Source organism: Candidatus Cloacimonas sp. (assembly GCA_035403355.1).
Lineage (GTDB): Bacteria > Cloacimonadota > Cloacimonadia > Cloacimonadales > Cloacimonadaceae > Cloacimonas.
The window spans coordinates 14,681-27,756 of sequence record DAONFA010000031.1 but is presented as its reverse complement, the minus strand read 5'-3'; the positions used below and the strand labels follow the sequence as shown (position 1 = coordinate 27,756).

The window sequence follows — 13,076 nt, the reverse complement described above, 5'->3', positions numbered from 1 at the left end:
AAAGAGAGAAAGAGGGAAAGGGATATGTTTTAGCCACCGAGGACACCGAAGACACTGAAAGGTATTTTTTACAAAGAGGGGAAGAGGATTTTGCTGCCTGAAAACAACGGATTATTTAGGGGTTGCTTATGATTTTCATTCTTGGTATTTAGTCCTCAGTTCCAATTGTCCTTTTTGCTTCTCGTTGGTAATAATGTTTGGAATCTCCCCACTCATCATAGCCAATTGTCTCACCAAGGGAAACAATGCGTTCTTCCAAGTCCTTTTGAAATTGAATAGCGGTTTCTTTCAAACCCGGTTTTCCTTCATAAAGCTGATAGCCCTCTCTATATTTGGTGTCCGTGATATTGGGCATTAAAACATTGGCTCCTGCTTTTAATCCTAACTCTCTGCCTATTGGATGAAGTGCCTGTAAAGCAGTTGTGGAGGCAATATTAACATCTTTAAGCGCTATCCTGCAGGTAGCAATCATTTTTAGTCCCATTGTTAATGCTTCCAGGGGACGAAAACTCTCTGATAGATACTTCAAAGGTGTATTATGATGAGGAATAAAGGGTCCCATTCCTAACATATCAACATCCAAATCATAAAAAAAGAGGATATCATTAACTAAATCTTCAATTGTTTGCCCCGGCAAACCAACCATTACTCCTGTACCAACCTGATAACCACATTCTTGAATCAAATTCAAACATTTTAAGCGTTTTTCAAAACTGTGATTAACAGGATGCAATGTGCTATACAATTCTTTGTTGGAGGTCTCAATGCGTAACAAATAACGATGAGCTCCTGCTTCAAACCATTGCTGATAGACCTCTAAATTCTGCTCTCCCAAAGATAAAGTTATTCCCAATTTGCCTTCAGAGAGCTCTTTAATGCCCTGAATAAGCTTCGTGATGAAATCAACCCAGGGTTTATCTTCGCGTTCACCTGCCTGAATAACAATTGAACCGTAATGCATTTGCAGACATAATTTTGCCTCTGCAAGTGCTTCTTCATAACTAATCTGATAACGCTTCAATTCTTTATTGCCACTGCGAATACCGCAATAATAGCAATTCTTGGAGCAGATATTACTTAGCTCAATCAAACCTCGCAAATAAACAGTAGTCCCAACATACTGTTTTTTAACCTCATAAGCTTTATTATATAATGCCTGCAGGTTTTCTTTGCCTTCGGTGGAAAGCAGTTCTTGTAAGATTTTTTTATCTGGACGCATGTGTATTCCTCTAATAATATAATAAGGTGACAAAGTGAATTGACAAGTCCATTTTATGAAGCTACCGGCTGATTTGTTTACACAGAGGACACGAAGGACACGAAGGACACAGAGATTGGACTAACAAAATGAGAGGATTTTACGAAGAGAAAAAGTTTAGCCACCGAGAGCACCGAAGACACCGAGATTTTATTTTACGAAGAGAAAAAGAGAGAAAGGAAAAAAAGATTTTGGACAAAGAGAAAAAGAGAAAAAGAAAAAGTTTAGCCACCGAAAACACCGAAGGCACCGAGATTTTATTTTACGAAGAGAAAAAGAGATAAAGGAAAAAAAGATTTTGAACAAAGAGAAAAAGAGGGAAAGAGAAAAAGAAAAAAGGATTTTGAACAAAGAGAGAAAGAGGAAAAGAGAAAAAGAAAAAGTTTAGCCACAGAGGACACTGAAAACACTGAGATTTTATTTTACGAAGAGAAAAAGAGAGAAAGAAAAAAAGGATTTTGAACAAAGAGAAAAAGAGAAAAAGAGAAAAAGAGAAAAAGAGGAAAAGAGAGAAAGAGGAATTTTACAAAAAGATGTAACTGGCAATCTGTATCATTTTAGATTGCCATTAGTATTCTGTACTGTTTTTTAGATTGCCGTTGGCATTTTTAGATTGCCATTGGTATTCTGTATCATTTTAGATTGCCATTAGTATTCTGTATCAATTTAGATTGCCATTAGTATTCTGTATCAAGTTAGATTGCCGTTGGCATTCTGTATCAAGTTAGATTGCCGTTGGCATTCTGTATCATTTTAGATTGCCTTTGGCAATCTGTATCAATTTAGATTGCCAATGGCATTGCATATTGGACTTGGTATTAGCTTTCCTGCTTTTTTATTATAGGTGGTGTTTCATCCTTTCCACTGACCCCCTTTAACCTCTTGACCTCTCGACCTCTTGACTTCTCGACCCCCAGACCTCTTGACCTCTTGACCTCTCGACTTCTCGACCCCCTAGACCTCTCGACCCCCAGTCCCAATGTGCTTTTCCAACTTTTTCTTGACACCGGAGCGGACTTGATTAAATTAGTTAGTAAATACTTACTTACATAAGGGAAACACAATGGAACTTACTACACGACAAAAAGATATCCTAAAAGCAGCAATTGCTATAATAGCTAATCAGGGCTATGAAAAGCTTACAACGAAAAATCTGGCAACTAAAATAGGGGTTACCGACGCTGCGCTATACCGACATTTTAGAAGTAAAAGAGAACTGGTAACAATGATTTTGGGCTATTTTGAAAGTATTTCCAATAAGGTCTTGCAGGAAATAAGGGATAGGGCTTACCCTCCTTTAGAAAGCATCAGGCATTTTGTGGAGGATAGGTATATTCTTTTCAGCAACTATCCCGATTTGGCAAAAGTGATGTTTTCCGAGGAGTTATTCAAAAATGACCCTACTTTTAAGGGACAATCGCAATGCATAATGCATAAACACAAACAGGCACTGGAAAATTATATTATTCAGGCACAGCAGGAAGGTAAAATACGAACCGATCTTTCTGCCAAGCAATTATTCAGAATTATTGTAGGTTCAATGCGGTTTACGGTTACTCAATGGAATTTGAGCGATGGTGCTTTTGACCTGAAGCAAGAAGGTTCGGAACTGATAGAAACAATTATGAAACTGATAGAAACAAAACCTTAAGGAGGAAAAATGAAAAGCAGAACCTGGCAGGATGTTGAGCCCAAAGTTAATGCCAATGGCATTCGGGGTTCTAAAATCTATGAGGCACCGGAAGGAGAAATAGTTCATCTCAATTTAGCTCCCGGGGCTCATTTAAAGAAACATATCACTCCGGTGAATGTGGCTTTTTATGTATTGGAAGGGACAGCCACTTTGGAAATTGGAGAAGAGAAACAAAGCTTTCCTGTGGACACCCTGATTGAGAGTCCAAAGGGTATTCCCCACGGTGTTCTAAACGAAGGGGATAAGAACTTGCGGTTATTAGTAATCAAAATGCCCAAACCATAAAAAAAGGAGAAAAAAATGAGTATGTTCTGTTATCAATGTCAGGAAACATCCCGCAACCTGGGATGCACAATGCGTGGAGTTTGCGGAAAGAGTGAAACCCTTGCCAACCTGTTTGATCTGTTGATTTACGGTCTGAAGGGTCTGGCTTATGCATCGGTAAAGCTTCAGGAAAATGGCAGATATTATCCGGAGGATTCGGTTTTTGTGATGAACGCTTTGTTTAAAACCATTACAAATGTTAATTGGGACGAAGCAAACATCAGAGACACAATTGAAGCAACTCTTGCTTTGAGGGATAAGCGGAAAGATGAACTCTGCAACTTGATGGCAGGTAAATGTGATACCTGTCCGGAAGCGGTAACTTTCCAGCTGAAAAAAGATGAGTATGATGAATTTGCCAGAAAAACAGGTGTGCTTAGAACAGAAAATGAGGATATTCGTTCTTTGCGTGAGACAATTATTTACGGTATTAAAGGGATTTGCGCTTACGGTGAACACGCAGCCGTTTTGGGCTATCAGGATGACGATGTAAATAAGTTCGTTATGGAAGGTCTGGCTGCTACTTTAGATGATAACTTGACTGTAGAGCAACTGGTAAATCTGGTTTTGAAGACAGGTGAAAATGCTGTTAAAGTGATGGCTAAATTGGATGAAGCCAATACTAAGACCTACGGGAACCCTGAACCCACAAAAGTAAAACTGGGGGTAGGCAAAAACCCTGGTATTTTAGTTAGCGGTCACGATTTGAAGGATTTGGAAGAGCTGTTGAAACAAACCGAAGGCAAGGGTGTGGATATTTACACTCATGGAGAAATGCTGCCGGCTCATTATTACCCCGCTTTTAAGAAATATAAACACTTTATAGGCAATTATGGTGATTCCTGGTGGCATCAACTGGAGGACTTTGAAAGCTTTAACGGAGCTATTTTAATGACAACTAACTGCCTGGTTCCCTTACGCAAGGAAAGTAGTTACCTGAATCGTTTATTTACTACTGGAACAGTAAATTATCCTGATGCAGTGCATATTCCGGATAGGGAAAAAGGCAAAGAAAAGGATTTTACTCCGCTAATTGAAAGAGCTCTTAAATGCCAACCACCCAAGGAAATAGAGACAGGTGAAATTATTGGCGGTTTTGCTCATTCCACCGTTTTAGGACTGGCAGATAAAATTATTGAAGCAGTTAAAAGTGGAGCGATAAAAAGGTTTGTTGTAATGGCTGGTTGTGATGGTAGAATGCCCGGCAGAAAGTATTTTACTGAAGTAGCAGAAAAATTGCCTGAAGATACTGTTATTCTAACAGCTGGCTGTGCCAAATATCGTTATCTAAAACTTCCTTTGGGTGATATTAACGGAATTCCCAGGGTTTTGGATGCCGGACAATGCAACGATTCCTATTCGCTGGCAGTTATTGCTTTGAAGTTGAAAGAAGCGTTTGGTTTGGATGATGTGAATAAGCTTCCGCTTTCTTTTGACCTTGCCTGGTATGAACAGAAAGCTGTAGCTGTGCTTCTGGCTTTGCTTTCTTTGGGATTTAAGAATATTATTTTAGGCCCTACTCTACCCGGATTTCTTTCCCCCAATGTGGCAAAAGTGATTGTTCAGACCTTCGGTTTGCAGCAAATTACGGATGCGGATAGTGATATAGCCAAAATGATGGCATAGAAAACTTCAACTCTGCACAGATTGGAACTCTCTGTGAAAAGCAGAGAGTTCCTTTTATGCAATATATAATCCTGAATTTAGTTCTTAATTTCGGAATGCTTCTTGCTTTATCTAATAGGTAAAGAAGAAAAAGGCAGGGGAGGAAGTTAATGCCTAAAAGCTCTATATTAACCTTAGCAATTATTGCCTTGATATTGCTAAGTTCATGTGCCAAAAGAAATACTGAATATCAGGAAGAGGAATGGCTTACTTTGCGGAATGCTATACCCGTTGTGGGTAACCCTTTGGATATTAAGATTGATGATAACTATATTTATGTGGCACAAGACCAGGGTGGAATTTCCCGCATTAGTAAAACTGATTATCATTTACAGTGGATTACGGAATTTTGGGCTGAGGATGGCAGTGAAAAGGTTTTAGGCAGAATTAAGAAGGTAGCGGTAGTTCCGGAGCATAACTTTATGTTTTTAGTGGATACAGAAAAAACGGATGCCATCAGAGTAATTGATACTACCGATGAGGATTCCCTTATCTATAAGATGGATTTTATTGGGGGAACAAGTAGTATAAAAGACCTGGATGCTTTCGCAATAACTCCTATTCCTTTTTCCCATGGAACTTATAAAATGGCTTGTAATTATTGTGCTGAAGGAAATTTCAAATATGATTATTATGACGGCACAATCTTTAATGCCAATGCCTTTACGATTTCTCCTGGAGCAGCTGCGGGCTTTAAATTGACTGATAATTACATATATATAGCAGCTGAGCAGCTTGGCTTATATATTTATGATCGTAATGACCGTCATCTGGTTGGCAATATTCACTTAAGCGGAGAAGCCCAAAAAGTTGAGCTTAGTGGTAATATAGCTTATGTAGCGGGTCGTCAAAGCGGTTTGCATATTGTAGATGTAAGCAATCCTGCCTCTCCGGTATTGCTGTTTACTTTTGATACTACGGGCTATGCTACTACCCTTGCTGTTTCGGGAAATAAACTTGCTCTTTCTTCAGGAGCGGGAGGCATTTATCTTTTTGATATTAGCAATCCTTCTAAACCGCAATTGCTGCAGCATTTAACTTCTTGCGGTTATACCAATACAGTTAAATTTATGAATGATAAATTAGTTGTAGGAGCCCGCGATCAGGGTATTCTTATCTACGAAATAAAGTAACCAAATGAAAAGATTCAAGCATTTTGGAAAGAACCTGAAGCTATGTGGAAGATTAACTTCAGGTTCTTTTATATAAGATAAAAATAAAGGTTCACCTAAGATGAAAACAAGCAAAATCGCCGTTCTAATTCTGATGTGTATGGTCAGTGTGTTATTTGCCGAATCATTTCTCCCTGCAGAAAAACCGCTTAGAGTGGTTTCTCAGGATGCAGAAAAAATAAAGCTGCAGTTGCAGGTTCCCGAATTGCAGATTGAAGCTACGGAAAGAAGCGTTTTTAAAGCTCTAAGTATGCCGGGTGCAAGTGTTACAGCCGAAACAGGTTATCCTGAATTGCCTGTTTTTTCCGCCTGGATTGCTATTCCTCCTAAAGGAGATATTGAAGTAAAAGTTACCGGTGGCGAAGTTATTACAAAACAGGGTTTAGTGCCCAAACCGGTTTTTGCTACAGAAGAGCAGGAGTCCTCTTTTGCTTATAACAGAGCTGCTTATAGCAGTGCTTCTTTATATCCGGCAAGCAGTTATAACTACAGTGAACCACAAGTTATCCGTGATTTCAGGGTAGTGCAGATTAATCTTAATCCGGTTCAATATCTGGCAGAAACGCAGGAACTGAAAATACAGAAACAGCTGGACATAGAAATTGAGATTAAAGATAGACCTGGCAGCAACGAGATGGAGAATTACAATGGCTATTCTTATGCGTTCACCAATCTGTATGAATCAATGATTGCCAATTTTGCTTATTACCGGGATGCAATGATGGCTCCTCAATCTGCCAGAATATTACTTATTTACGGAAACAATACGGATGCTATTTTTATTGCCAAACTGAATGAATTTGTTACCTGGAAAAGGCAGAAGGGCTATGAAGTGAACATTGCAAGCACAGTTGAAACCGGGGGAAGTTCTACCCAAGCGATACATAATTACATTCAATCTCAATATAATAATCCTTCAACGCGTCCCGATTTTATTATCCTTTTAGGTGATACAAACGGAAGTTATGCTATTCCTACATATACTGAACAAATGTCCAGTTATGGAGGTAAAGGGGATTATCCCTATACTTTTTTAGTTGGTAACGACTATTTGGGAGATGCTTTTATCGGTAGAATCTCAGCGGAAAACCTTAGTCAGCTGGATGTGCTGTTTGCCAAAATTTACGCCGTGGAAAAGAATATCAATGTATCAGGAAATGCAGGTGCCTGGTTGAATAAAATGTTGCTGATTGGAGACACCAGTCAAAGCGGAATTTCTACCATCTATGTAAATAAATTCATCAAGGAAATGGCTGTTAGAACCAATCCCGATTATACTTTTCTGGAGAATTATGCCAGCGGTTTTCCCACATATATTAATAGCGGTATTAACCAGGGCGTATCCTTTTTTAATTATCGCGGTTATATTAATATGAGCGGTTGGGAACCTTCCGGCAGTTTAATCAATGGCAATAAGCTTCCTCATTCTACAATTCTTACCTGCGGTACCGGTAATTTTGAAAACGGTACTGCCACAACTGAATCATTTATCCGTTTAGGAACTTCAGCAGCTCCTGCAGGAGCAATAACAGCAATCGGAATGTCCACAAGTGGAACTCATACTACTTTTAACAATTGTTTGAATGCGGGAATTTATGACGGGATTTTTACTTATGGAATGCACAGTATGGGAGAAGCGCTGTTAAATGCCAAATTGTATATTAAAAAGGTCTATGGTTCGGTTCACGATAATGAAGCAAATTATTTTGCCCATTGGTGTAATTTAATGGGAGACCCTACAGTGGAGGTCTTTACTCAAATTCCTGATGTTTTTAACCTCACTTGTGCCGATAGTTTAGCTTTGGGCAGTAATCTCTTGGATGTGGAGGTGACAGATTCTTTCGGAGCGGGAGTTGAAAATGCCACTGTAACACTTTCCAGCTCTGGACAGAATTTTATTGTAGGCAAAGGTTTTACGGATAGCGAAGGAAAAGCAACGCTCAATATTTCAGGAGGGATTTTAAATGAGCTGACCGTTACTGTTTCCAAGCACAATTTCAAACCCCTCCAGAAAGTTGTGAGCATTGATACTAACGGTTCACTGGTGTATCTCAGCAAAATAATTATTGATGACGGCACTAACGGAAGTTACGGGAATGGCGATAGTTTTGCTACTGCTGGAGAAACCATAGCTCTAAACCTGGAAATTAAAAATACTACTGCAGCTGCCATCTCTTCCACTACTGCCGTTCTATCAGCTGATGATCCTTATATCACCATTTTAAATTCTGAAAGCAGTTTTGGGGCAATTAACAGTAATGCTACGCTTTGGTCTAATTCTGTTTTTACTTTCAGTATTGTAAACAACATTCCTGCTCAGCATAGTGTGCGTTTTACTTTGCAATTAACAACAGCTGACCGGAATGTATATACTATAGTGTTTCACACGGTTATTTATAATGCTATGCCGATTGTGCAGAATTATTTTGTAACTGCCGGAAGTGATAGTTTTCTTGATCCTGGTGAAGCCGGTTTGCTTTCTTTAACTATTAAAAATAACTCTATAGCTCCTGTCTTTGATTTATATGGCGAATTATCTTCTTTGAATGATTTGCTTACGGTTTCGGATTCTACATCTTATATCGGTTCTATTTTGGGTAACAGTTTGGGTAACACAGTGGAAGGTTTTACTGTTTTTGCCCGCGCTTTATTGATTCCCGGAATGCAAATGCCTTTGCGTTTGCATCTCTATAACGAATGGGGTTTTGATCAATATACCGATTTCAATATTCAAATAGGACAGGTTAATTCGCACACTCCTTTAGGACCTGATGCTTATGGCTATTTTATTTATGACATAACCGATACCGCATATCCTGATTGTCCTGTTTATAACTGGATAGAAATCAATCCTTCTCTGGGGGGAGCGGGAACAAAAATTACCGCTTTTTCCGATCCCGGTACTACAGGTGACGAAGGAGATCAAACCGGGGCGGTTACTTTACAGCAAATAAATTTACCGTTCACTTTTCCTTTTTACGGCATTGACTACAATCAAATTACAGTTTGCGTAAATGGCTTTATTGTTATGGGATTCACCGCAAATGGCGAATTTCGGAACTATCATCTTCCCGGTGGCTACGGACCTTCACCAATGCTTGCTCCTTTCTGGGATGATCTTTGTTTGATTAGTGATGCTGGAATATATCAATATTATGATAGCCAGAATCATTATTTTATAATTGAATATTACAAAATGCGCAATGGCTATAACCGTTCTTCTCTGGAGACCTTTGAAGTTATTTTTTATGATCCTGTTTTCTATCCTACCTCAATGGGGCAGGGAATGGTTAAATTTCAGTATCAGGATTTTAATAATGTTGATATCGGGCAGGGAGGATACTCTCCTACTCATGGCAATTTCTGCACTATCGGAATTAAAGATCATACCAATGCCGTTGGTCTGGAATATAGTTTTAACAATCAATATGCCAATGCAGCAGCTACTATAACAAGTTCTTCTGCATTGCTGATTACTACTGCTCCGGTTTTATATGAGGCACCGCATCTAATTCTAAAAGAAGTAATTATCAATGATGCCAATCGGAATCAAATAGCTGAACCGGGAGAAGAAATTGAGGTAGGTGTGGAATTGTTGAATATGGGAATAAATACCGCTACTCAAGTTCAGCTGATTGCATCCTGTGAAAGCATAAATGCTACGCTTATTAATGCTGTTAGCAACTATAATAATATTGCAGGGGATTCCACCGCAGTCAATAATACTCCGCTTATTCTTCAAATTGGTGATACTTGTCCCGATAACACTGATATTTCCCTTTCTTTGCATATCAGCATTGTAAATAACAGCTGGGATATTCCTGTTCATTTTACTGTGCATAAAGCAGATATTCAATATACCGGAATGTATATGAATGATAGTAATTCGGGAAATGGAAACGGGCTTATTGAACCAGGTGAAACGCTGGATTTGATAGTCAATTTTGTTAATAATACTCCTGTTTCTGCTACTAATATAAGCGGGACAATCACTTGTCTTTCGGAATTTGTTACTATTCATAACAGTTCCTGCATTATTTCTTCATTACCTGCAGGGGCAATATGTCAGGCAGTGTATAATATTACTGTTTCTTCAAATGTGATTGTAGGGAATAATTTAACCTTCTATCTTACCTATTTGGCTGATCTTACCAGCGTGCATAATGAACAATTTTTATTGAGCATAGGGACTACCGGAATGAATGCTGATTTTGAAAATAATAACGGCAATTTTGTTCCCAATCCTGTATCCAACGGTTGGGAATGGGGTGTTTCTTCCGTTGCCGGAGCTCATTCCGGAACTAATGTTTGGGGAACCCGCTTGAATAGTCAATATCCTAATTATGCTAATTATCAGCTAACAACTCCAGCTGTTTATATCGGCACCAATTTTATGCTGGAATTTTGGCATTATTACAATACAGAAGCAAGTTATGATGGAGGAAATGTAAAAATTTCCACTAATGGCGGCTCAAGCTGGATTTTAATTACCCCTGAAGGAGGATATCCTACCACAGGGATAAGTGCTTTAAGCGGACCGGGTTATGACGGAAACAGCGGCGGATGGGTTTTTGCGCGTTTCAATTTAAGCGGTTATGCCAATCAAAATGTTCAATTCCGTTTCACTTTTGCCAGCGATGGGGGTGTTACGGGAGATGGATGGTTTATAGATGATGTTCGTACTACAGGTTTTATTGAATTTGCAGGAAATGTCTCCGGAATAGTAACAAGTGGAAATCCCGATATTGATTTTAGTAAAGTAAATGTGCAAAATGCTAATTCCTGGATTACTCATCCTGATGCGGAAGGGCATTATACTATCTATCTACCTATCGGTGTGCATTCTTTATCAGCTTGCGCAGGTGGCTATCGGGATTCAACTTCCTCAGCGATTACGATTTCTTTGGCAAATCCTTCTGCCCAGCAGGATTTTTATCTGGGTTATTTTGCTCCTGTTACAGGACTTTCGGCAAGCGTTTCCAACAGTGTTTTAACCCTTAGCTGGAATCCTCCGGAACTAACGGAATATCCTTTAATGCACTATGAAATCTTCCGCAGAATTAATGCCGGCACTTTTGCATCCGTAGCAATTACTGCTTTGCCTTTTTATACCGAGACCTTTGAGAACTTGGGGACGGACTATTATTTCTATGTGGTATGTGTTTATGAACAAGGCAGCAGCTTGCCATGCGAAATTTTGCACTACCATTATCTCACTGATAATGAAGACCCGGAAAATCCTGCCCTCGTTACCCGATTGCTCAATAACTATCCCAATCCTTTCAATCCTGAAACCATAATCAGATTCACTTTGAAAGAATCAGCACCGACAAGAATTTCCGTGTTCAATATTAAAGGGCAATTGGTGAATACTCTGGTTAACGGCGTTTTACCTGCCGGAATGCATCAAATTGTTTGGAACGGGAAAGATAATTACAACCGTAATGTTGCTTCAGGAATGTATTTCTACCGTTTGGAGAGCAAAAACTATAGCTGCGTAAAGAAAATGTTGCTGATGAAATAATAGTGCCCTAATACCGATAGAGCTGTTCACAGATACCCCTGTTTTTAAAAAAAAGAGTAGTTTAAGTTGCTGGGATATTGTTACTCTTGGAAAGCCAGTAGCCAGAGCTCGCTGTAGCTCTGCCCTCCGGTAGTTTGAGTTGCTGAGATTTTGTTACTCTGGGAAAGCCGGAAGATGGACACATTGATAGCGATGGAGGCGTAAACCACTCGTAAAATTTACGATGTACCCGGAGGTAGGTTTTGACTTACAATTTTCACCTGCCTTCAATGAAACCACATCCCTATAGTTTATATTCACTTACAACCGCTCTACAACCAGTTTCCCAACCGAAAAATTGTGAGTTAAAACAGAAAGCAGGCGGAGGTAGGTTTTGACTTACAATTTTCACCTGCCTTCTATGAAACCACATCCCTATAGTTTATATTCACTTACAACCGCTCTACAAACGGTTTCCCAACTGAAAAATTGTGAGTTAAAACAGAAAGCACACACCCTTCCAACCCAACTATCAATCAACCACTCTTTACACGGTATAGAAGGACAACCCCCAAATGCGATTACACGAAACCGGACAAAAATATAACCCCCAACCACAAAATAATTCAAAAACCAGGTCTGTACCCTTTTTATTTGCCGCAATATTCTGCTATCTCAATACACGACAAGTTATTAGCAAACTAACTATTTCTCCTTCCCAAAGAATTTCCGGAATTTTATCCGTAACCCTCCAATATGACTCCGGTATCGTTCCCGTATCGCGATATGGGAATGATACGGGAATCTCATTAGCCGCATAACGCTAAAAAACAGGAATTGATAAACAACGAATTTTGAAAGAGAAAAATGATAAAAACACCAGAGGGTATTTTTCCGTTTAATGGTGTTGTTGTTCTATACTGAGTAAATAGTGGTTGATTGATTGCTGGGTTGGAAGGGTGTATGCTTTTTGTTTTAACTCACAATTTTTCGGATTTCAGACCAGCAAGAATGCGGTTGTAAGTGAACTATAAGTGTGGGATGTGGTTTCATTGAAGGCAGGTGAAAATTGTAAGTCAAAACATCCCAGTGCTTGCATCGTGATGTTTACGATGGGTTTACGGTGGTAACGATGTTGCAAGATACTATTTTTTCTTCCGGAAAAACGACGTCCTCGTCGTTTAGTGGGAACCCAGATGTTCCGTTACCTCAATTTGTTCTTTTCCGGAAGAACGACATCTTGTCGTTCAAAAGTAAGCAGGCATTTTCGTTGCCGCAATTTGTTTCTTCGGAAAAACGAAGTCCTCGTCGTTTAGTGGAAAACCCAGATGTTCCGTTACCTCAATTTTATCGGTAAGAAAATCAAGCGTAAGAGGTGGGTTGACCAGGAGGTCAACCCTCCGGAGGAACGACATCTTGTCGTTCAAAAGTAAGCAGGCATTTTCGTTGCCGCAATTTGTT

General features: G+C 39.3%; 7 protein-coding genes. 5 read left to right on the top strand and 2 right to left on the bottom strand.

Annotated features, from left to right (window positions below):
* Nucleotides 1-148 precede the first annotated feature (148 nt).
* A complete protein-coding gene (gene hydE, locus PLE33_07730; protein HPS61134.1) occupies nucleotides 149-1,219 on the bottom strand; it encodes a [FeFe] hydrogenase H-cluster radical SAM maturase HydE in 1,071 nt (356 codons plus the stop codon).
* A 1,102-nt stretch (nucleotides 1,220-2,321) separates the two neighbouring features.
* On the opposite strand from hydE, the gene PLE33_07725 reads away from it, so the two are divergent.
* The 5 genes from PLE33_07725 (at nucleotide 2,322) to PLE33_07705 (ending at nucleotide 11,636) form a co-directional block, all read left to right on the top strand.
* Nucleotides 2,322-2,909, top strand: coding sequence for a TetR/AcrR family transcriptional regulator (locus tag PLE33_07725; protein HPS61133.1), 588 nt, complete (start codon nucleotides 2,322-2,324; stop codon nucleotides 2,907-2,909).
* A 9-nt stretch (nucleotides 2,910-2,918) separates the two neighbouring features.
* Entirely contained in the window at nucleotides 2,919-3,236 is a 318-nt protein-coding gene (locus tag PLE33_07720) for a cupin domain-containing protein (GenBank protein ID HPS61132.1), read from the top strand.
* Nucleotides 3,237-3,251: 15 nt separating this feature from the next.
* Nucleotides 3,252-4,901, top strand: a complete 1,650-nt coding sequence (gene hcp, locus PLE33_07715) for a hydroxylamine reductase (GenBank protein ID HPS61131.1) — start codon at nucleotides 3,252-3,254, stop codon at nucleotides 4,899-4,901.
* Nucleotides 4,902-5,050: 149 nt separating this feature from the next.
* Nucleotides 5,051-6,073 carry a hypothetical protein gene (locus PLE33_07710; GenBank protein HPS61130.1) on the top strand — a complete coding sequence of 341 codons (1,023 nt, stop codon included), beginning with the start codon at nucleotides 5,051-5,053 and terminating at the stop codon, nucleotides 6,071-6,073.
* 100 nt (nucleotides 6,074-6,173) lie between these two features.
* Complete coding sequence (locus PLE33_07705; GenBank protein HPS61129.1) at nucleotides 6,174-11,636, top strand: C25 family cysteine peptidase; 5,463 nt, start codon at nucleotides 6,174-6,176, stop codon at nucleotides 11,634-11,636.
* Nucleotides 11,637-12,862: 1,226 nt separating this feature from the next.
* On the opposite strand, the gene PLE33_07700 is transcribed toward PLE33_07705, so the two are convergent.
* On the bottom strand, nucleotides 12,863-13,076 hold a 214-nt coding region (locus PLE33_07700), incomplete at its 5' end, for a hypothetical protein (GenBank protein HPS61128.1).

Excerpts from the sequence above, each read along its gene's own strand:
- hydE (HPS61134.1), bottom strand. The coding sequence starts at position 1,219 with ATGCGTCCAGATAAAAAAATCTTACAAGAACTGCTTTCCACCGAAGGC.
- PLE33_07725 (HPS61133.1), top strand. The coding sequence starts at position 2,322 with ATGGAACTTACTACACGACAAAAAGATATCCTAAAAGCAGCAATTGCT.
- PLE33_07720 (HPS61132.1), top strand. The coding sequence starts at position 2,919 with ATGAAAAGCAGAACCTGGCAGGATGTTGAGCCCAAAGTTAATGCCAAT.
- hcp (HPS61131.1), top strand. The coding sequence starts at position 3,252 with ATGAGTATGTTCTGTTATCAATGTCAGGAAACATCCCGCAACCTGGGA.
- PLE33_07710 (HPS61130.1), top strand. The coding sequence starts at position 5,051 with ATGCCTAAAAGCTCTATATTAACCTTAGCAATTATTGCCTTGATATTG.
- PLE33_07705 (HPS61129.1), top strand. The coding sequence starts at position 6,174 with ATGAAAACAAGCAAAATCGCCGTTCTAATTCTGATGTGTATGGTCAGT.